At 67.6% G+C, this 18,323-nt stretch carries 14 protein-coding genes; 9 read left to right on the forward strand and 5 right to left on the reverse strand.

The features are described 5' to 3' along the window. Positions 1-49: 49 nt before the first annotated feature. On the reverse strand, positions 50-1,414 hold the full coding sequence (locus CRT60_RS04930; RefSeq protein ID WP_098735332.1) for a GH1 family beta-glucosidase: 1,365 nt from the start codon (positions 1,412-1,414) through the stop codon (positions 50-52). A gap of 208 nt (positions 1,415-1,622) precedes the next feature. Here CRT60_RS04930 and CRT60_RS04935 point away from each other — a divergent pair, with 208 nt between their 5' ends. Both CRT60_RS04935 and CRT60_RS36830 read left to right on the forward strand, forming a co-directional pair. Beyond that, entirely contained in the window at positions 1,623-2,906 is a 1,284-nt protein-coding gene (locus tag CRT60_RS04935) for a family 4 glycosyl hydrolase (protein ID WP_098735333.1), read from the forward strand. Between the two features lie 154 nt (positions 2,907-3,060). Next, on the forward strand, positions 3,061-3,288 hold the full coding sequence (locus CRT60_RS36830; RefSeq protein WP_174471163.1) for a hypothetical protein: 228 nt from the start codon (positions 3,061-3,063) through the stop codon (positions 3,286-3,288). A gap of 14 nt (positions 3,289-3,302) precedes the next feature. Here CRT60_RS36830 and CRT60_RS04945 read toward each other — a convergent pair whose 3' ends face one another. Further along, positions 3,303-4,448 (reverse strand): MFS transporter, encoded by a 1,146-nt coding sequence (locus tag CRT60_RS04945; protein WP_098735335.1) that lies wholly within the window; start codon positions 4,446-4,448, stop codon positions 3,303-3,305. Between the two features lie 211 nt (positions 4,449-4,659). Between CRT60_RS04945 and CRT60_RS04950 the strand changes: the two genes are divergently transcribed. Further along, the gene (locus CRT60_RS04950; protein WP_098735336.1) at positions 4,660-5,475 is read left to right on the forward strand and encodes an alpha/beta fold hydrolase; all 816 of its coding nucleotides are present in this window, start codon (positions 4,660-4,662) and stop codon (positions 5,473-5,475) included. 41 nt (positions 5,476-5,516) lie between these two features. Then, positions 5,517-6,401, forward strand: coding sequence for a helix-turn-helix domain-containing protein (locus tag CRT60_RS04955; RefSeq protein WP_098735570.1), 885 nt, complete (start codon positions 5,517-5,519; stop codon positions 6,399-6,401). Here the strand turns inward: CRT60_RS04955 and putA are convergent. Both putA and CRT60_RS04965 read right to left on the reverse strand, forming a co-directional pair. Beyond that, positions 6,398-10,147 (reverse strand): trifunctional transcriptional regulator/proline dehydrogenase/L-glutamate gamma-semialdehyde dehydrogenase, encoded by a 3,750-nt coding sequence (putA, locus tag CRT60_RS04960; protein ID WP_098735571.1) that lies wholly within the window; start codon positions 10,145-10,147, stop codon positions 6,398-6,400. The two genes, CRT60_RS04955 and putA, sit on opposite strands and share 4 nt — an antisense overlap. A gap of 369 nt (positions 10,148-10,516) precedes the next feature. Continuing rightward, positions 10,517-11,134 (reverse strand): metal-dependent hydrolase, encoded by a 618-nt coding sequence (locus tag CRT60_RS04965; RefSeq protein WP_098735337.1) that lies wholly within the window; start codon positions 11,132-11,134, stop codon positions 10,517-10,519. 444 nt (positions 11,135-11,578) lie between these two features. On the opposite strand from CRT60_RS04965, the gene CRT60_RS04970 reads away from it, so the two are divergent. From CRT60_RS04970 to CRT60_RS04985, 4 genes are all read left to right on the forward strand, one after another. Further along, positions 11,579-13,072, forward strand: a complete 1,494-nt coding sequence (locus CRT60_RS04970) for a glycosyltransferase family 87 protein (protein ID WP_098735338.1) — start codon at positions 11,579-11,581, stop codon at positions 13,070-13,072. A gap of 76 nt (positions 13,073-13,148) precedes the next feature. Next, positions 13,149-13,754: a hemerythrin domain-containing protein gene (locus CRT60_RS04975; protein WP_098735339.1), complete on the forward strand. Its 606-nt coding sequence runs from the start codon at positions 13,149-13,151 to the stop codon at positions 13,752-13,754. Positions 13,755-13,867: 113 nt separating this feature from the next. Next, on the forward strand, positions 13,868-15,040 hold the full coding sequence (locus CRT60_RS04980; RefSeq protein ID WP_098735340.1) for a zinc-dependent alcohol dehydrogenase: 1,173 nt from the start codon (positions 13,868-13,870) through the stop codon (positions 15,038-15,040). 9 nt (positions 15,041-15,049) lie between these two features. Beyond that, entirely contained in the window at positions 15,050-15,607 is a 558-nt protein-coding gene (locus CRT60_RS04985; protein ID WP_098735341.1) for a cyclase dehydrase, read from the forward strand. 106 nt (positions 15,608-15,713) lie between these two features. On the opposite strand, the gene CRT60_RS04995 is transcribed toward CRT60_RS04985, so the two are convergent. After that, positions 15,714-17,024, reverse strand: coding sequence for an MFS transporter (locus CRT60_RS04995; protein WP_098735342.1), 1,311 nt, complete (start codon positions 17,022-17,024; stop codon positions 15,714-15,716). A gap of 180 nt (positions 17,025-17,204) precedes the next feature. Between CRT60_RS04995 and cyoA the strand changes: the two genes are divergently transcribed. After that, positions 17,205-18,314, forward strand: a complete 1,110-nt coding sequence (cyoA, locus tag CRT60_RS05000; RefSeq protein WP_161957977.1) for a ubiquinol oxidase subunit II — start codon at positions 17,205-17,207, stop codon at positions 18,312-18,314. The last annotated feature ends 9 nt before the right edge of the window (positions 18,315-18,323 follow it).

Here is an 18,323-nt window from a genome sequence, read left to right on the forward strand (position 1 = left end):
GAATAGGACGTGACAGGCCGAAAGTACAGGGGCAGCGGCGAAAGAAGGGTTAAAGCCGTCCAGTTCTCACAACCTCCGCGAGGAAGCGGTAGCTGTCCTTGGGCGTGCGTTCCAGCGTGTCGTAATCGACCCGCACGATGCCGAAGCGTTTCGACAGGCCGAAGGCCCATTCGAAATTGTCCAGCAGGCTCCAGCACAGATAGCCCTTGACGTTGCAGCCGTCGGCCAGCGCCTGCGCCACCGATTCCAGATGCTCGCGGTAGTAGAGAACCCGCTCGGCATCGTGGATCTGGCCGTCCGGCGTCACCACGTCGTCATAGGCACAGCCATTCTCCGCGATGAAGACGGCGGGGTTGCCGTAATCGGTGCGGAGTTCGCTCAGCAGGTCGTAGAGCCCCTCCGGCTGCACCGGCCAGGCCATGCCGGTCCAGCGCCGGCACTTGGCTTCGCCCCAGCCGACGTCGAAGGGCCGCCCCTCCTCATGCTTCATCGTCATGCGCGAGTAGTAGTTGATGCCCAGCAGGTCGATGGGGTAGCGGATCGCCTCCTCGTCGCCGGGCAGCACGAACTCCGCCATCCTGTCGGCCAGCAGTGCCGGGATCTGCCCGCGCATCAGCCCGTCCAGCGTCACCCGGTTCCACACCGCGTCCCAGCGGGCGGCAGCGGCGACATCCTCCGGCCGGTCGCTGTCGGGAACGCTCGGCTGAAGGTTGAGGACGGTGCCCAGCGTCAGGCCGGACCGCTCCGCCGCGATGGCGCGCAAGGCGGCGCCCTGCGCCAGATTCTGGTGGTGCAGGGCGCGCAGGATGCCCTGTTCGCCCAGCCTGTGGCCGGGGGCGTGCTCGCCCACGCCATAGCCGAAGATGGCGACCACGTTCGGCTCGTTCAGCATCATCCAGCTCTTGACCCGGTCGGCCAGCCGGGCGGTGACGATGCGGGCATAGTCGGCGAAGGGGCCGACGATCTCCCGCCCCTGCCAGCCGCCGGCATCCTCCAGCGGCTGCGGCAGGTCCCAATGGTAGAGGCAGGCCATCGGCGTGATGCCGGCCTCCAGCAGGCTGTCGACCAGCCGGTCGTAGAAGTCGAGGCCGCGCGTCTCCACCGCCCCGGTTCCCGTCGACAGGATGCGCGGCCAGGCGATGGAGAAGCGGTAGCTGTCGAAGCCCGCCGCCTTCATCAGCGCGATGTCTTCCGGGTAGCGGTGATAATGGTCGCAGGCGACGGCGGCGCTGCTGCCGTCCATGATGCGGCCTTCAGCGGTGAAGCTGTCCCACACGCAAGGGCCGCGCCCGTCGGCAGTCACCGCGCCTTCGATCTGGTAGGCGGCGGTCGATGCGCCCCAGCGGAAATCCGGCGGGAAACTCAGCGGCTTGGCGTCGGCGGCCTGGGACACGGGCTGGCTGAAGCTGTCCATCTTTATCCTCCCACGGGGACGGTCCGTTTTCCCCAGCATGCCCCAGCCGGGCCTGTTCCGCCATGGGGCAAGCATGCGGACGCTTGGGGCGCGACGCGGTGGCGCAGCCACAGGTGGTTGCACACAGGCACTGTGCGGACCTGTTCGAACGGCGTAGCCTGACCCGACAAGACGGCGGTCAGCCGCTCCGTTTGCGGAGGAAACCAAGATGCAAAACACCACCAGGATCGTCTTCATCGGCGCCGGCAGCGCCGCCTTCGGGCTCAGCCTGTTCCAGGATCTGTTCTCCACCACCGAGCTGGCCGGCAGCACCCTGACGCTGGTTGACACCAACCCGGACGCGCTCGACCGCATGGCGGCGCTGGCGGAGGTGCTGAACCGCCGCGGCAACGCCGGCATCACCATCGAGAAGACCACCGACCGCAGGGCCGCCCTCCAGGGTGCCGGCTTCGTGCTGTGCGCCATCGCCATCGACCGCAACCGGCTGTGGAAACTGGATTTCGAGGTGCCGAAGAAGCATGGCATCCGTCACACGCTGGGCGAGAATGGCGGGCCCGGCGGGCTGTTCTTCACCCTGCGCACCCTGCCGCTGATCGTCGACATCGCTCGCGACGTCGAGGCGATCTGCCCTGACGCCCTGTTCATCAACCTGTCGAACCCGGAAAGCCGCATCGTCCTGGGGCTGTCGCGCTGCACCGCTGTGCGGACGCTGGGGCTCTGCCACGGCATCTTCCTGGCGCGCTGGTTCATCTGCCAGATCCTGGGCAGGGCGGAGAAGGAGGTCGATGTCTGGGGAGCCGGGCTGAACCATTTCCAATGGCTGACCGCCATCCGGGAAAAGGCGACGGGACGCGACCTCTATCCCCTGCTGCGCGAGCGGGAGGCGACGCACGACCCGGCCTTCACCCCGCTGGCACGCCGTCTGTTCCACGCCTTCGGCCTGTGGGTGACGCCCAGTGACGACCACACCGGCGAATTCCTGCCCTATGGCTGGGAGGCCGGGGAACACGGCTTCGACTTCAAGCACGACGAGGAGGGCCGCGTCATTCTGCGCGACCTGATGGACGGCGTCATCGACGGCAGCAAACCGATCCCCGACGACTGGACCAAGCCATCCTGGGGCGAGCGGGCGGTGGCGGTGATCGCCGGCCAGCTGCACAACCAGAAACGCTTCATCGAAAGCGGCATCGTCATCAACCGCGGCGTCATCCCCGGCCTGCCCGACGAACTGGCGGTCGAGGTGCCGCTGGTGGCCGATGCCGCGGGCGTCCATCCGGTCTCGCTCGGCCGGCTGCCCGACGGCATCCTGAAGCTGCTGTCGGTCCAGGCCAACGTGCAGCAACTGTCGGTGGAGGCGGCGCTGCACGGGTCGAAGGAACTGGCGCTTCAGGCCCTGCTGATCGACCCCGTCGTCAATTCCAGCACGGCGGCAGCCGCCATTCTGGACGAGTTGTGGGAGGCGAACCGGCCCTACATCCGGTCCTGCCTGTAACGGGCAATACTATAACCCTGAGGGGTTCATGCAAGCATGCGATCAACTTCTTATTGCATCGCAGCCTGTACCGCGCTCTGATCCACGGCATCGGGTAAGTTGCCGCAGCGACGCCCCCTGCCATCGAAATTCCGGGAAAAGGAAAAAAGACTACATGACCCGCTTGGTTCTGCTTGCCCTGTCCGCTCCAGTCGCCTTGACCATTCTCGCCGGCTGCGTGACCAAGGCCGAGGCTCCGATTGTCGATATGGAAGGCGTCGACATCGTCAAATACAACCGCGACCTTGCCGACTGCGAACTCAGCACTCCGGTCGTCTCGCTTGGCAGCTACCTCACCAAATGCATGCATGAAAAAGGATACAAGATCCTTTTGGCGCGCTGAGTCGCATCGCGCCCTCACCGGCGCCGGATCAGCCGGGCCGAGGCGAAGCCCAGCCCGGCGGTCAGCGCGCCGACGCCGAGGAACAGCGGCCCGAAGCCGGTGTGGGTGGAGATATAGCCGTACAGCACCGGGCCGATGCCCTGGCCGATGAAGAAGCTCGACGCGAACAGGGCCAGCGCCGACCCGCGGGCGGTGGGGGCCAGTTCCGTCGCCTGGGTCTGCATGGTGTTGTGCAGCATGTAGAAGCCGAAGCCGGCGACCAGGAAGGCGAGGCTGACCACCGGCCAGGGCACCGGGAAGGCGATCACCAGATAGGCAAGCCCGGCCGCCAGCCCGCCCGCCTTCATCATGCCCCATTGGCCGAGCGAGGCGATCAGCCGCCGCACCACGGCGCTATAGACGACGCCGCCGATGGCGAAGGCGGCGATGGTCAGCCCGGCCTGGAAGGCGCCGGCCGCGCCATGCTCGATCAGCACCGGCGCCACGAAGGGGAAGACGCCGAAGATCAGCAGCCCTTCCGCCGCCACCGTGGCGAAGACGAACAGAGAGGCCGGGTTGGTCAGCACGGTGGCGTAGCGCCGCTGCGCCTCCGCCACCGACAGGGGCGAGCGCGTCTCGACCTCGCGCGCGAGCCCGATCAGGGATGCTGCACAGATCAGCGCGGTCAGGCCGGCGGACAGGCCGAACACCGCGCGCCAGCCGAAGGCCTCGGCCAGCGCGCCCGACACGGCGGAGCCCGACATCTGCCCGAGGATCACCGCCAGTAGGAAACGGCTGATGGCGATCTGCCGCTCCTCATAGGGGACCCGGTCGCCGATCAGCGCCATGGAGGCCGGGATGATGCCGCCGGCGAAGGCGCCGGCCAGGATGCGCCCGGCCATCACCGTGCCGTAAGTCGGCGCGATGGTGGACAGCACCAGACCGACCGTCAGCACCGACAGCGCCAGCCGGACCAGCCGCGACTTGCCGATGGCGTCGCCCACCGGCCCCAGCACGATCTGCATCAGCGCATAGGGCAGCGTGTAGGCCGAGGCCAGCAGCGCCGCCTGCCGCACGGTCACGTCGAGATCGTCGGCGATCAGCGTCAGCATCGGATCGGTGGTGCGGAGAGAGAAGGCGCTGGCGAAGCCGGCAAGACCGAGCAGGAAGATCAGACGCATCGAGGTTCCGGACGGCAGCGGTGACGGTGCAGGACCTTAAACCGGATCGTGCATCCGCGTACCGCAGTGCGGCAGTGATGGCAGGCATGCGCCTGCCGCAGGAACGTAGGTGTGCCTCATTACCTGCCACGTAATCGATTCCGGTCCCTTTCCCGGGCGATCATGGGTTTGCCGGGACAATCCGGCGGACAGCAGGGGGAGGAGTGACGTCATGGGCTTCATCGACACCGACGATGGCGTGCGCCTGTTCTATCGCGACTGGGGCAACAGGGAAGGCAGCCATCCCATCTTGTTCGTGTCGAGCTGGTCGCTGACCTCCGACACTTGGGCCTACCAGATGGCGCCGCTGTCAGAACAGGGGTGCCGCTGCATCGCCTTCGACCGCCGCGGCCATGGACGGTCGGACGAATCGCCGTCCGGCTATGGCTTCGACCGGCTGGCGGACGACATTGCGGCACTGCTGGATGGGCTGGATTTGCGCGACGTGACCCTGGTCGGCCATTCGATGGCGACGGGGGAGATCGTGCGCTATCTGTCCCGCCACGGTGCCGGGCGGGTCAAGGGCGTGGTGATGGTCGGAACCATCACGCCGCTGATGGCGCGGACCGGCGACAACCCTGACGGTGTCGATCCGGCGCTGTTCGAGGCCTTCCGGACGGACCAGCTGCTGCGCGACTTCCCGAAATGGCTCGGCGACAACATCGACCCGTTCGTGACCGCGGAGACCTCGGCGGAGATGAAGGGCTGGATCGTGGGCATGGCGCTGCAATCCTCGCTGATGGCCCTGCTGGAGTGCAACCGCGCCATCACCGCGGCCGATTTCCGGGAAGAGCTGCCGGCCATCGCCGTGCCGACGCTGGTCGTCCATGGCGACCGCGACGTGACGACGCCGTTGTCGCTCGCCGAGCGCACGGTGGCGCTGATGCCGAACGCCAGGCTGTCTTTCTACGAGGGGGCGCCGCATGGCCTGTTCATCACCCACCGCGACCGCTTCAACGCGGAACTGCTGGCCTTCGCCCGCGGATGACGGCAACCATCGACCGCAACACCGGTTCGGAGCCAGCACCCATGCCCCAGGACACCCCGCAGACACCCAGCCGAAACGGCAGGGTTCCGACCCCGCCGCCGGTCGGCGCCTTGCTGCGGTCCTGGCGCCAGCGCCGGGGGCTGAGCCAACTCGACCTCGCCTGCGAGGCGGACATCTCGACCCGGCATGTCAGCTTTCTGGAGACCGGCCGGTCGCAGCCCAGCCGCGGCATGCTGATCCATCTGGCCGAACGGCTGGACGTGCCCTTGCGCGAGCGCAACGCCCTGCTGGTCGCCGCCGGCTTTGCCCCGGTCTACAGCGAGCACAGTTTGGACAGCCCGGCGATGCAAGCGGCACGCAAGGCGGTCGATCTGGTGCTGACCGGGCACGAGCCCTTCCCGGCGCTGGCGGTGGACCGGCATTGGCACCTGCTGGCGGCGAACCGGGCGGTGGCGCCGATGCTGGAGGGGGTGTCGGCCGAGCTGCTGGCCGGACCGGTCAATGTCCTGCGCCTCAGCCTGCATCCCGGCGGGCTGGCCGGCCGCATCGGCAACTGGGCGCAGTGGCGGGACCATGTGCTGTCCCGCCTGACCCGCCAGATCGAGGCGGGCGCCGACCCGGTCCTGGTCGCCCTGCGCAGCGAGTTGCAGGGCTACCCGGCGCCGGCCTCCGGTTATGAGGGCGAGTATGAGGCCGGGCACCATCACGACGTGGTCGTGCCGCTGCGGCTGCACACGTCCTTCGGGCTTCTGAACCTGTTCAGCACGACGACCGTTTTCGGGACGGCGGTGGACGTGACGCTGTCCGAATTGGCGATCGAAGCGTTCTTTCCGGCCGATCCGGAAACGGCAGAGCGGCTGCGCCGGGCACTTGCAGACATCTCCTCTCTCCCCCGGGGAGAGGGGGATTTCAGATCCCGCTCTTAGCTCATCGCCACGAGGCTGGCGTTGCCGCCGGCGGCGGTGGTGTTGACGCTGAGCGAGCGCTCGTTCATCAGCCAGGCGATCTCCACGCCTGCGCCACCGGCCGGAACGCCCTGGGTCAGGACGAGGGGGCCGGGCAGCTCGGCGATGCGGCGGTTGGCGGCCAGCAGGCGGGCGGAGTCGCCCTCCACCAGCGCACCGGCCAGCGGCCCGAAGCCGGTCCAGTTCGCCCCCACCCGGACAAGGGCAGCAAGCTCCGCCGGAAGACCCGTCAGGCCGGCGGTGACGGCGGCGTCGCCATCGACCACCACCTCGTTGCCGGCGGCGAGGGCAGCCCCGAGCAGACGGTACAGCCCGTCTTCGGTCTGCGGCAGCAGCAGGATGCGGCCGCGCGGGATCAGGCTGTAGACGTTGCTCTCGCCGACCGGGCCGGCCAGTTCGACGCTGCCGCCGACGAGGGACCGCTTGGCGAGCGACCGGACGCCGGTGGCGATCTCCGCCTTGCCCCGGTCGGCCAGCCAGTCGGCCAGGGCATGGGCCGGCGCACGTACGGCGTCGTCGCCGCGCAGGCCGAGGTCCAATACCGGACGTACGGACAGCAGGCGCGACAGGTACAGCGGGCCGCCGGCCTTCGGGCCGGTGCCGGACAGGCCATGGCCGCCGAAGGGCTGTACGCCGACCACCGCGCCGATGGTGTTGCGGTTGACGTACAGGTTGCCGGCCTCGATCCGGCTCGTCACCCGGTCGATGGTGGCGTCGATGCGGGTGTGCAGACCGAAGGTCAGGCCGTAGCCGGTGCCGTTGATGGCGTCGACCAGCCGGTCCAGATCGTCGCGGCGGAAGCGCAGGACGTGCAGGACCGGGCCGAACACCTCGCGCTCCAGATCGGCGATGCCGTCGATCTCGACGATGGTCGGCGCGACGAAGGTGCCTTCAGCGGTCTCCGCCGGCAGCGGCAGCGACTCGACCCGGCGGCCCTTGGCCCGCATCGCCTCGATATGGCGGACGATGCCGTCGCGCGCCTCCGCGGTGATGACCGGGCCGACATCGACGGCCAACCGGTCGGGGCTGCCGATGCGCAGCTCGCGCATCGCGCCCTTCAGCATGGTCAGCGTGCGGTCGGCGACATCCTCCTGCAGGCAGAGGATGCGCAGGGCCGAGCAGCGCTGGCCGGCGCTGTCGAAGGCGGACGCGATCACGTCGCCGACCACCTGCTCGGCCAGGGCGGAGCTGTCGACGATCATGGCGTTCTGGCCGCCGGTTTCGGCGATCAGCGGGATCGGCGCCCCTTGCGGCGACAGACGCCCGGCCAACTGGCGCTGGATCAGGCGGGCCACCTCGGTGGAGCCGGTGAACATCACCGCGCGGGTGCCGGCGTGGCCGACCAGGGCGGCACCGACTTCGCCCGCACCGGGGAGAAGTTGGACCGCGCCGGCCGGAACCCCGGCGGCCCGAAGGATGCGCACGGCCTCCGCCGCGACCAGCGGGGTTTCCTCCGCCGGCTTGGCCAGCACCGGGTTGCCGGCGGCGAGCGCCGCGGCGACCTGGCCGGAGAAGATGGCGAGCGGGAAGTTCCACGGGCTGATGCAGACCACCGGCCCCAGCGGCAGATGGGTGTCGTTGGCGAAGCCGTCGCGGACCCTGGCGCCGTAATAGCGCAGGAAGTCGATGGCCTCGCGCACCTCGGCGATGGCGTTGGCGGTGGATTTGCCGGCCTCGCGGATGATCAGGCCGAGCAGGGTCGGCAGGCGCGCCTGCATCATGTCGGCGGCGCGGAACAGGCAGGCGGCGCGCTCGGCCGGCGGGGTGGCCGCCCAGACCGGAGCGGCGGCCTCGGCGAACAGGATGGCGTCGGCGATGTCGGTGGGGCCGGCCTCGACGCACTGCCCGACGACGTCGCGATGGTCGGCCGGGTTCAGCACCGGCTGGGCCTTGCCGGGATGTCCGCCGCTGCGCTCGCCGTCCGCCAGCAGCGGGGCGGCGGTCCAGGCGATGGCGGCGCTGTCGCGCAGGGCGGCGGACAAGTCGGCCAGGACCATTTCGTTCGACAGGTCGAGCCCGGCGGAGTTCGCCCGTTCGGCGCCGTAGAGATCGGCCGGCAGGGAAATCAGCGGGTTCTTGGCACCCACCGGCAGGGCGGCGCGGGCCAGCGCCACCGGGTCGGCGACCAGATCGTCGATGGACACGCTCTTGTCGGCGATGCGGTTGACGAAGGAGCTGTTGGCGCCGTTCTCCAGCAGGCGGCGGACCAGATAGGCCAGCAGCGTCTCATGGGTGCCGACCGGGGCATAGACGCGGCAGGGCCGCTTCAGCGGGCCGACAACCTCCTTGTAGAGCGGCTCGCCCATGCCGTGCAGGCACTGGAACTCGTACTGGCCGACCTTGAAGTCGCCGTTCAGCTGGGCGGCCATCTGGTAAATGGTCGCCAGGGTCTGGGCGTTGTGGGTGGCGAACTGCGGGAACACCGCGTCGGGGGCACCCAGCAGCCGGCGGGCGCAGGCGACATAGGACACGTCGGTGTGCAGCTTGCGGGTGTAGACCGGGAAATCCTCCAGCCCGTCAACCTGGGCGCGCTTGATCTCGCTGTCCCAATAGGCGCCCTTCACCAGACGCACCATCAGCCGGTGGCTGCTGCGCCGGGCCAGATCGACGACGAAGTCGATGACATAGGGGCAGCGCTTGCCATAGGCCTGGACCACGAAGCCGATGCCGTCCCAACCCGTCAGGTCAGGATCGAAGCACAGCGCTTCCAGCAGGTCGAGCGACAGCTCCAGCCGGTCGGCCTCCTCGGCGTCGATGTTCAGGCCGATGTCGTAGCTGCGGGCCAGCCGGGCCAGTTCGGTGACGCGCGGCAGCAGTTCCGCCATCACGCGATCCGCCTGGGCTCGCGAATAACGCGGATGCAGGGCCGACAGCTTGATCGAGATGCCGGGGCCGTCATAGATGCCGCGCCCGGCCGAGGCCTTGCCGATGGCGTGGATGGCCTTTTCATAATCGGCGTAATAGCGGTCGGCATCGGCGGCGGTGGTCGCCGCCTCCCCCAGCATGTCGTAGGAATAGCGGAAACCTTCCGCCTCCATCTTGCGGCTGTTGGACAGCGCCTCGTCGATGGTCTGGCCGGTGACGAACTGTTCGCCCATCATCCGCATGGCGAAATCGACGCCGCGGCGGATCAGCGGCTCGCCGCCGCGCAGGATCAGCTTGGTCAGCGCCGACGACAGAGCCTGCTCGCCGCCGAAGCTGTTTCCCAGCACGCCCGTGACCTTGCCGGTGACCAGCAGCCCCCAGGTCGCGGCATTGACGAACAGCGACGGGCTGTTGCCGAGATGGGCGTGCCAGTCGCCGCCGGCGATCTTGTCGCGGATCAGCGCGTCGCGGGTGGCGCGGTCGGGGATGCGCAGCAGCGCCTCCGCCAGACACATCAGCGCCACGCCCTCCTGGCTCGACAGGCTGTATTCGTGGATCAGCCCCTCGACCCCGCGCCCCTGCGGCTTGGCGCGCAGGGCCGAGATCAGCGTGCGCGCGGTCTGGGCCGCCGCCGCCGTCACCTCGGCCGGCAGCGCCGCCTGATCGACCAGCCACGCCACGCAATCCGGCTCCGGCCGGCGGTAGGCGGCGGTGATCGCCTGACGCAGCGGACTGGCCGGACGAACGACGGGAGCGAAGGCGGCGAAGGGGCCGGCCCCGGTGGTCAGGGCCTCGCTGGAGAGGGACGGCTCGGAGGCGGGGGCAACGCTCGGGTCGGTCATCTGGTTCATCGCGTGGCTGGCTCTGGTCGGGGGGCTTGGGGCGGCTTCGAAAAGCCCGTGTCCGGCAGTCGGTGAGGCCGGTCCAACGCCTGTCAGGCTAACCGATTTTCCAGGATCCTTTCCATCTGGTATTTCTGCCATTTATCCGTACAAAATTCTTCATTGAAGCATTTATGCAGAATCTATGATGGGTCCTGCGGCAAAATATCAGAACATCCGGCCTGTTTTTGGAGGCGCGTTTCCGGCAATTCCGTTTTTGCGGAATAAAATTCGGATACATGGCTCCATCTCCGACAATCCACATGGATCCTCGGGTTTCTTGCGGAAGATTTGACAGGGTATCGGCACGCAAGCCCGAACGGCCGGGAATCAGCCCTTCAGCGGCTTGGTCCGGCTGGTTTCCGGCGGCTTGCGCACGGGCAGCGGGGGAGCGGCCTTTTCCATGCCCCCCTCGCCCAGATAGGTCTGCGCCGCGGCCACCACCGAGCGCCAGGGCCGTTGCAGCGGGAATTCCGGCCAGCCGCCGGAGAACAGGCCGGAGATCATCCAGCCCGCCATCAGCGTCACCGCCAGTTGTTCGGAAAAACCGCCGGTCTTCAGAATGGGCAGGGCGAAGTTGCGCCGCCGCTTGATCGGCCACAGCAGCGGCAGGCCGGCCGGCGTCAGCATGTCGCCGGCCAGATGGGTGAGGTAGCCGACGATGAAGGGGATCAGCACATGCTGGTAGGCCGCATGTTCGTGCAGAACCCACAGGCAGCCGACGATGGCGAGGGCGGAATGGGTGACGCCGCGATGGCCGAAGATGTTGGAAATCGCGGTGGAGAGCGGCTTGACCAGCTGGCCGAGCGTCGATTTCGGATGGTCGATGTCCGGGGCAAGCGCCCCCAGAATCGCCGCCCCGAAGGCGACCGCGTCGAAGGTCATCCCGTACCGGCTCGACAGGTAGAACCACGTGGCGCCACCGACGATTATGTGAGAGGACGCCATCACCGTCGGGTCACCGGGGGCCTGAAGCTTGTCTCTGTCGGGGCGGCATCCGGCCGAACCCGAAATGGGGGTAGCATGACATTAGAATACTCAGCCCCCTAAGAACAATAAGCCAAGGTAAAACAAGGGATTCCGAAAACGCATAACCTCCATGCGTTCGGCAACGGTGGGTTGCCGGCGGCCCGACTTTGAATCGCCGACAACCGGTGGCGGCCGGTCCGGACAGTCACAGCCCCGATATTTTCCACGCCGCCATTCTTCGTCCGAACGCGCCGTCAACGGTCGCGGCGTGGTAGTTGGCTACCGCTGCGGGTGGCCGGCGCTTAATGGCATTACCCCGGTCCGGCACGGGTGGGGCACGTTCCCCCAGCGCCATGCTCTGGCATAGTTTCGCGGACTTGCCGGCGGCCTCAAGCCGGGACAAATGCCAGGGAGTGGTCGTCGATGAGATCGAAGGATTTCGTGCGCGCGGCGGAAGGAACGCTGGAAGGACCGCTGGGCGGCAACAGGACCAATGCGGTCGACATCTTGGCCGCCAATGTCCTGGCCAAGGACCGCTTCGCCGCCTGGACGGTGTCGGTGGCATTCCTGTTCGTGCTGTGTGCCGACACGTTGCTTGGCGTCGTCTTCCGCCCCTATCTGGATGGCGGGACCGGCGACACCACGGTTTGGGATGTCCTGCTGCTGGTGGCGGGCCGGTCGCCGGAACGGCTTCCGCTCGACAGCTGGGAACCCATGATGACGGCCTTCAGCTGGCTGCGCGAGCATGGGAAGGAGAATGTCTATGACGCCGTCTTCTTCACCCAGCATGTGAAGTTCCAGTATCCACTGACCTCGCTTCTGGTGATGGAGGCGCTGTCGGCGGTCGGGCTGCTGCATCTGCGCATCTATGCCCTGATCAACCTGCTGATGGTCGTCGCAACGGCCGGCGGCATGGCACTGCTGATGCGTGACCTGGCGGAGCGCATGGGCTTCGACCGGGCGATGCGCGGCGGCGTCAGCCGGCTGACCCTGGCCGCCCTGGGGGCGGTGGCGGCGCTGTGCTTCTATCCGGTGGTCAAGGCCTTCGCCGTCGGCCAGATCCAGGTCTGGCTGAACGCCGCCTTCGTCTTCGCCACCCTGTTCTACCTGCGCGACCAACGGGTGCTGGCCGGCGTGCTGCTCGGCGCCTCGACGCTGATCAAGCCACAGATGTCGCTGTTCCTGGCCTGGGCGCTGCTGCGGCGGGAATGGGGGTTCGCCATCGGCTGGGCCGCCGTGGTGCTTCCCGGCTTCGCCGCCGCCTGCGCGCTCTACGGCTTCGGGCCGTCGCTGCATTACCTCGACGTGCTGTCCTTCCTGGGCCAGCATGGCGAAAGCTACTACTCCAACCAGACCGTCAACGGGCTGCTGCACCGCCTGCTGCACAACGGCCCCAACCTGATGTCGACCACCAACGGCGACACCGAATGGCGGGGCAGCGCCTTCGCCCCCTACCACCCGCTGGTCCACATCGCGACCCTGGTTTCCGGCGTGGCCTTCGTCCTGTTCGGCCTGCTCTGGCGGATCAGGAATGGCGGGCGGCAGCCGATTGCGTCCTTCCTGGTGGCCGGCACCTGCTTCACCATCGGCACGCCCATCGCCTGGGTCCCGCATTACGGCGTGCTGCTGCCGGTCTGCGCCTATCTGCTGTTCGTGCTGATCGACCGGGCGGCGCTGGAACGGAGCAGCGGCGACCGGCGCCGGAACCTGGGCCGGCTGATGATGCTGGGCGCCGGCTTCGCGATCCTCAGCAACGACTTCTTCCACCCCCTGAGCGAGCTTGCCGACACCTCCTACAACATCCTGCAATCCTACCTGTTCTTCACCGCCCTGATGCTTCTCCACCTGCTGGTGACGACCGCCGATGCGCCGGGCGAACCGTCGCCGGATGCATCGAGGGCGGCCCGGCCATCCTGAGGGATCACCGGAACGCCGGGGCGCGCGCGCCTGTTGGTTGGGCGAGATGACCCAACCGGCAGGAGGGAGTCCCGTCATGGCACGTTACTCAGGATCGGATTACCCGCAGCGCGACGGCACGGGCTGGCTGTCGCCGCGCGGGCTGGCGATGATGGCCGGCGGCGCGGCGCTGGCCCTGGTGGCGAGCCGTCTGCTGCCGCCGGTGGTGGCGCAGCTGGCCGGCACCGCCCGCCACGCCGCCGGGCGCGACGGCATCGACGCGCTGATCGACGACCATCGCCACATCCAGGCTCTGCTGGTGGAGATCGTGCAGACCCCCATCGACGCGCCGGGCCGCCGCACCCAGTTGCTGCTGCGGCTGAAACGCCGGCTCGCCGCCCATGCCATGGCGGAGGAAGACGTCGTCTATCCGCTGCTGCACGAGGAGGCCCGCAAGGAGGAGGACGCCAAACACCTCTACGGCGAGCATGCCGAGATGAAGATGCACCTCTTCACCCTGGAACAGACACCGAAGGACGACCCGCGCTGGCTCGCCGTCGCGCTCGACCTGAAACGCATCGTCGACGGCCATATCCGGCAGGAGGAGGAGATCGACTTTCCCGCCCTGCGCAACAGCCTGGACGACGGCCAGACCGCCATCATGTCGGGCAATGTCGCCCGCGAAAAGGCACTGATCCTTTGACTCTCCCCTGAAGGCAAGGAGCTGGCCGGCGGCGGAACGCTCCGTCCGCCGGCCCTGTTGCCTTTAGAGGACCATGACGGCGACCGACAGGTAGCCGATGAGGGGAGATTTCCATGAGAGCACTGGTCTGGCACGGCGCCAACGACATCCGCTGCGACACGGTCCCCGATCCGGAGATCGAGCATCCGCGCGACGCCATCGTCAAGGTGACGACCTGTGCCATCTGCGGCTCCGACCTCCACCTGCACGACAATTTCATGCCGGGCATGGAGAAGGGCGACATCGTCGGCCATGAGTTCATGGGCGAGGTGATGGAGGTGGGTGCCGAGGCCAAAAGCGCGCTGAAGGTCGGCGAGCGGGTGGTGGTTCCCTTCACCATCTGGTGTGGCGAGTGCGACCAGTGCCGCCGCGGCAACTATTCGGTCTGCGAGCGCTCCAACCGCAACAAGGCGCTGGCCGACAAAATGTTCGGCCACACCACCGCCGGCCTGTTCGGCTACACCCACCTGACCGGCGGCTATGCCGGCGGGCAGGCCGAATATGTGCGGGTGCCAATGGCCGACCGCACCCACATCAAGATCCCCAGCGGGCTGACCGACGAACAGGTGCTGTTCCTCGGCGACATCTTCCCCACCGGCTGGCAGGCCGCCGCCCAGTGCGACATCCAGCCGACCGACACGGTGGCGATCTGGGGCTGCGGCCCGGTCGGGCAGATGACGATCCGCAGCGCCATCCTGCTCGGCGCCAAACAGGTGATCGCCATCGATTGCGTGCCGGAACGGCTGGCGATGGCGAAGGCCGGCGGCGCCATCACGATCGATTTTGAAGAGGAAAGCGTCGTCGAGCGGCTGAACGAACTGACCGGCGGCAAGGGTCCGGAGAAATGCATCGACGCCGTCGGCATGGAGGCGCACGCCACTGCCACCATCGACAGCATGATGGACCGCGCCAAGCAGGCGCTGATGCTGGAATCGGACCGCGCCCATGTGTTGCGCGAGATGATCTATGTCTGCCGCCCCGCCGGTACCCTGTCGATCCCCGGCGTCTATGGCGGTCTGGTCGACAAGATGCCCTTCGGCATGGCGATGAACAAGGGACTGACCTGGCGCATGGGCCAGACCCACGTCAACCGCTGGACCGACGATCTGCTGAACCGCATCCAGGAGGGGCAGATCGACCCGTCCTTCGTCATCACCCACACCGTTCCGCTCGACCAGGGACCCGAGATGTACAAGACCTTCCGCGACAAGCGGGACGGCTGCATCAAGGTGGTCCTCAAGCCCTGAGGTGACATCATGGCCTATTACGACCGCTCCTCGGCCGGAGACAATCTTGCCCGCGGGCTGGGCTGGTTCAGCATCGGCCTCGGCTTCGCCGAAGTGATGGCCGGGCGCAGCATCGCCCGCTGGATGGGCATGGAGGACAAGACCAACCTGATCCGCGCCTATGGCGTGCGGGAACTCACCGCCGGCGTCGGCCTGCTGGCGCTCGGCGATCCCAAGCCCTGGATCTGGAGCCGCATCGCCGGCGACGCCGTCGACATGGCGACGCTGGCGGCTGGGATGGAGAACAACCCGCGCGCCGGCAACGCCCGCATCGCCTTCGGCGCGGTTATGGCGGTGACGGCGCTCGACGCGGTGTGCGCCCAGACGCTGCACCGGGAGGAGGCCTATTACCGCAGCCTGCCGGTGCCGGACTACAGCGGCCGCAGCGGCTTCCCCCGCCCGGTCTCCGCCATGCGGGGTGCCGCCAGCGACGCCCCCATCGGCGAGGACATGCGGACGCCGAAGATCCTGCAGTTCCAGGGGGCTGGCGGCGCCGGGTTCCCCTCTCCCCCCCGGGGAGAGGGTTAGGGTGAGGGGGGAGCACGGCGAGGAGTCTTGGGACAGTCACGCGGTGCATCCCCCTCACCCCGCCCCTCTCCCCGGGGGGAGAGGGAGAGGAGCGGTCCTCAGGCCCTCACGATGACAGCGTCTTGTTGATCTTCAGGGCCACCAGCGTGCAGACCGCACCGGACAACAGATAGAGGCCGGACGCGATCAGCCCGAAATGGCTGGACAGGAACAGGGCGACGAAAGGCGCGAAGCCGGCGCCGAACAGCCAGGCCAGATCGGAGGTCATCGCCGATCCGGTGTAGCGGTATTGCTGGCTGAAGCCCGACGCCACCGAGCCTGAAGACTGGCCGAAGGACAGGCCGAGGATGACGAAGCCCAGCACCATGAACACCAGCTCGCCCACCTTACCGCCGTCGAGCAGCATCGGGGCGAAGCCGCTGAACACCGCGATGGCCGCCGCACAGGTGCCGAGCAGCGTGCGCCGCCCCACCCGGTCGGCGATGTAGCCGGAGGCGACGATGGCCAAGACGCCGAAAGCGGCGGCGATCACCTCGATCACCAGGAAGGCGCCGGTCTCCTGATTGGCGTTCAGGAAGATCCAGGACAGCGGGAACACGGTGACCATGTGGAACAGGGCGAAGCTCGCCAACGGGGCGAAGGCGCCGATCACCACGCGCCTGCCTTCCACCTGCAGCGTCTCCACCACCGGGGCCGGCTGCAGTTCCCGGTTCACGAACAGGCGCTCGAACTCCGGCGTCTGCACCAGCCGCAGGCGGGAGAACAGGGCCACCACGTTGATGGCGAAGGCGACGAAGAAAGGATAGCGCCAGCCCCAGGCGAAGAAATCCTCCGCCGACAGGCTGTTGACCATGTAGGCGAACAGGCCGCTCGCCACGATCAGGCCGATGGGCGCGCCCAGCTGCGGGATCATGGCGTACCAGCCGCGCTTGTTCTCCGGCGCGTTCATCGCCAGAAGCGAGGCCAGACCGTCCCAGGTGCCGCCCAGCGCGACACCCTGCCCGATGCGGGACAGGGCCAGCAGCCATGCGGCGGCGACGCCGATGGACTCGTAGCCCGGCAGGAAGGCCAGCGCCACGGTGGAGATGCCCAGCAGGAACAGGGCGATGGTCAGCTTGGCGCTGCGCCCGTAATTCTCGTCGATGGCCATGAAGATGAAGGTGCCGATCGGTCGCGCGACAAAGGCCAGCGCGAAGATGGCGAAGGACCAAAGCGTCCCGGTCAGCGGATCGACATAGGGGAACACCAGCTTCGGGAAAACGATCACGGAAGCGATGGCGTAAACGAAAAAGTCGAAAAACTCGGAGGTTCGGCCAATGATCACGCCGATGGCAATCTCTCCGGGATTGATCCCGTGATGCCGCGCGTTCACCAGCCTCGCATCCCGTTCTACGGCCGCAATCGATGAAGTCATCATGTCGGCTCCGGCTGCGTTATTTCGCTTGCGATGATCCGCAGATCATACAATATGTCACCGCAACAGTCGGTGATCTGTCAAGCGCGCAGGAGTGCTGCATTGGACAAATTGTCCAATGTCGGAGCTAGGCTATTGCCGCTAGCTCTCTCCCCAAAGCAAACCTTTGATACAGGTCCTGCCTTGAGCCGTTATCGCGCAATCGCCCTGCTGCCAGTGATGGCGGCGTTGAGTGGCTGCAACCTGGTCGTGCTGAACCCGGCCGGCGACGTTGCAAGCCAGCAGGGTGACCTTGTGGTCATCTCAACCCTGCTGATGCTCCTGATCATCGTCCCGGTCATGGCGCTTACCGTGCTGTTCGCCTGGCGTTACCGTCAGTCGAATAACACAGCCCGCTACGAACCGGACTGGGACCATTCGACGCAGCTTGAACTGGTGATCTGGGCCGCCCCGCTGCTGATCATCATCTGCCTGGGTGCCATCACCTGGGTGACCACCCACAAGCTCGATCCCTACCGTCCGCTCGACCGCATCGCGGCGGACAAGCCCGTTCCGGCCGGCGCCAAGCCGCTGGACGTGCAGGTGGTGGCGCTCGACTGGAAATGGCTGTTCGTCTATCCGGAATACGGCATCGCGTCCGTGAACGAGATGGCGGCCCCGGTCGACCGGCAGATCCGCTTCAGCCTCACCGCCTCGACGGTGATGAACTCGTTCTACGTTCCGGCGCTGGCCGGCATGATCTACACCATGCCGGGCATGGAGACGAAGCTCCACGCCGTGATCAACGAGCCGGGGACCTACAAGGGTTTCTCGTCCAACTACAGCGGTGCGGGCTTCTCGCACATGCGCTTCAACTTCCTCGGCCTGTCGAACCAGGATTTCGACGGCTGGGTGTCCAAGGTGAAGACGGCGGGCGGCTCGCTCGACCGCAACGCCTATCTGGCGCTGGAAAAGCCGAGCGAGGCCGTTCCGGTCCAGCATTTCGGCACCGTCGATCCGAAGCTGTTCAACGCCGTCGTGAACATGTGCGTGCGTCCCGGCACCATGTGCATGAGCGACATGGCCGCCATCGACCGCGCGGGCGGGCTGAACGCCGGCGGCAAGGCCGCGGCCGACGCCATCCTGCGGGCCAACACGCTGGCCGGGTTCCCGGACACGCAGGCGACCGGCCTGTGCACCGTCGCCGAGGCCGTTGAAGCCGCCGCAAACTCGGGCGCCGTGCAGCGCCCCACCGTCACGCCGATCAGCGCGTCCGCCTCCCCGGCCGGGCCGCAGCGGCTGGCCAATCCCTGATTGGGCAAA

This window comes from Azospirillum palustre (genome assembly GCF_002573965.1).
In the GTDB taxonomy this organism is placed as follows: Bacteria; Pseudomonadota; Alphaproteobacteria; order Azospirillales; family Azospirillaceae; genus Azospirillum; species Azospirillum palustre.

Excerpts from the sequence above, each read along its gene's own strand:
- CRT60_RS04930 (WP_098735332.1), bottom strand. The coding sequence starts at position 1,414 with ATGGACAGCTTCAGCCAGCCCGTGTCCCAGGCCGCCGACGCCAAGCCG.
- CRT60_RS04935 (WP_098735333.1), top strand. The coding sequence starts at position 1,623 with ATGCAAAACACCACCAGGATCGTCTTCATCGGCGCCGGCAGCGCCGCC.
- CRT60_RS36830 (WP_174471163.1), top strand. The coding sequence starts at position 3,061 with ATGACCCGCTTGGTTCTGCTTGCCCTGTCCGCTCCAGTCGCCTTGACC.
- CRT60_RS04945 (WP_098735335.1), bottom strand. The coding sequence starts at position 4,448 with ATGCGTCTGATCTTCCTGCTCGGTCTTGCCGGCTTCGCCAGCGCCTTC.
- CRT60_RS04950 (WP_098735336.1), top strand. The coding sequence starts at position 4,660 with ATGGGCTTCATCGACACCGACGATGGCGTGCGCCTGTTCTATCGCGAC.
- CRT60_RS04955 (WP_098735570.1), top strand. The coding sequence starts at position 5,517 with ATGCCCCAGGACACCCCGCAGACACCCAGCCGAAACGGCAGGGTTCCG.
- putA (WP_098735571.1), bottom strand. The coding sequence starts at position 10,147 with ATGACCGACCCGAGCGTTGCCCCCGCCTCCGAGCCGTCCCTCTCCAGC.
- CRT60_RS04965 (WP_098735337.1), bottom strand. The coding sequence starts at position 11,134 with ATGGCGTCCTCTCACATAATCGTCGGTGGCGCCACGTGGTTCTACCTG.
- CRT60_RS04970 (WP_098735338.1), top strand. The coding sequence starts at position 11,579 with ATGAGATCGAAGGATTTCGTGCGCGCGGCGGAAGGAACGCTGGAAGGA.
- CRT60_RS04975 (WP_098735339.1), top strand. The coding sequence starts at position 13,149 with ATGGCACGTTACTCAGGATCGGATTACCCGCAGCGCGACGGCACGGGC.
- CRT60_RS04980 (WP_098735340.1), top strand. The coding sequence starts at position 13,868 with ATGAGAGCACTGGTCTGGCACGGCGCCAACGACATCCGCTGCGACACG.
- CRT60_RS04985 (WP_098735341.1), top strand. The coding sequence starts at position 15,050 with ATGGCCTATTACGACCGCTCCTCGGCCGGAGACAATCTTGCCCGCGGG.
- CRT60_RS04995 (WP_098735342.1), bottom strand. The coding sequence starts at position 17,024 with ATGATGACTTCATCGATTGCGGCCGTAGAACGGGATGCGAGGCTGGTG.